The 2,034-nt window shown below is 48.3% G+C and carries 1 protein-coding gene; it reads right to left on the bottom strand.

Annotated features, from left to right (window positions below; genetic code table 11):
- Window positions 1-148: 148 nt before the first annotated feature.
- A partial coding sequence (locus KDK18_RS05910) for an F-box protein (protein WP_257253899.1) occupies window positions 149-2,034 on the bottom strand: 1,886 nt, incomplete at its 5' end.

Here is a 2,034-nt window from a genome sequence, read left to right on the forward strand (position 1 = left end):
ATACCGTTCTTGTAGTCAGCTCATATAGTCAGCATGTTCAATCCTGCCTGACAGTCGTTCAGTTAATCTCAAAAGGATGTGCGAATGATATGATTCTGACACCATCGTCTTAATTATTTGGACAATGAGAAAATAATTTAGTTCATTGTCAAATGGAGGTGCCCGGTTCAGGCATTTGGGTGACCTTGTCGGGCATGATCTGCCAAAGCGAAAAAAACTCTCGTCCTCTGGTAGAGCCGGTGGGAGGGCACAAACTGCGGACTTGAAGGGTGCGGCTGCAAGGGCTGAAGCAAAATTTGAAAATTCTGCCTTCTGTTTGCAAACGGGCCCTTTCCAGCCAGCTCCCTTCTGCCGTCAAACCGAACAGAATCAGGCTGTGCGTTCCCGTCTTGGGAATCACAGCCAGAAGACAACCTTCCTGATTGAAACCTGCACCTATGATGGAAAACCCAATGCGTTGATTGACCCATTCAACGGCGGCGGGTTCAACGAATGGCTGTCCCAAAGTTTCAGCAAAAGGCTTACGTTGATAAATATCAGTATGTCCGGCACGATCGTTACAAACAATGGTTTCACCGTTGGGGCTGCTTTCTACCAGGGACTCAGCCGGAAATGTTTGTGTCTCGCCCCAGATTCCCGACGCTGCCTTGCGCCAGATCGTTACGCTTTGATTGCAACTTCTGATGAATTCACAAGGGTCCACAGAAAATTGAATTTCACCGCCGCCGCTCCGGGGCTTCTTCTGTGCAGATTTGTGCCATTGGTCGTCAGTTAATTCCCAGATATCAATACTTTCCCGAGTGGTGATAATCAGAAGCCGACCATCCAGGCTGAATTCAGGTTTAAGAGTGAAATATCGGGTTGCCCGGTTACAGGATTCAACGATTCTCTCTTTTTCACGCCACTGCCCTTGCGGGTCACGGGCAAAAATGACGACAAAGAAATAACGCCGTTGAATATCATTGTGATGTGAATCATGGCCGGCCTCCTCAAACCATGTAGCAAAATGGCGGTTATCCGGACTGAATACCACGCGTAGATAATCAAAGTCGCTCACTGTTTCGCCGCTGGGTGTTTCTTTCAGATCATCAGCAGGGTTGGTAACAACAATGTCACCCGTTTGTGACCAGGAATCATCTTTTGCCCGGCTCATCACCTTGATGCATGGTCCATCATAAAGCGCAAGATGATTGCTGTCAGGACTGAACAGCCGGGGATAAAGACTTGTATTAATGTTGCCTCTGTTGATCCACTGCCCATCAGCCCCCCGACCGAGAATAGCAACACCGTCGCTCATGTTAATACAGACCGCTGACTTGGCATCAGGTGACAGGCGTATCCTAAAGATTTGCTTATCCTGACATTCAGGAAAAATCTCACCCGATGTCAGTTGTTGCTCAACCCACGCATCATTCTTGCGTTCATAGACAGATAGAAAATGCTCTTTGCCAGTGTAATTGTAAGGAAACGGTCCTTCTCTCAACGCAAAGGGTTGCTCGACAAATAAAATATGGTCGGCCTGCTGATGATGATATTCGACCAGGTAATCGTGTGTGATCTCAGCTTCCCTGACCCATTGACCATCAGGACCCGGAGCCAGGATATCACTGTAGTTATCCGACTTCTTCTCAATGACAAAGGGAATATGATCACGCAGATGATGTTTTTGGCGAACCTCTAAAACGCCACTGGGTATAAGGCTCAGTGTGGTCCCATCGAGAATCTGCTGGCGCAAATGGCTGGCGTAAAAGGAGTAAAAGGCCGGGCCCTGTTGTACAGGGAAATGACGAACAGAAAATATGGACAATGTCCTGAGGTACTCAAGGAGTAGATGACTGGACTGAATGATTGTCCGGCACGAAGTCTGCCTTTGTCTGCTCAGAGAGAGGAAGTGATGGACTTCTTCCAGACCGCATGAACTCAGGCGATCGCTCATTGTCGTCGATGTTTGCCCAAAATTATTGAGATCTTCGATGGACAAATAGCTGGCGATTATCTCAAGCACTTCCCGGGGCAGGGCAGCCCACCGCAGGT

It is taken from the genome of Endozoicomonas sp. SESOKO3 (assembly GCF_024606255.1).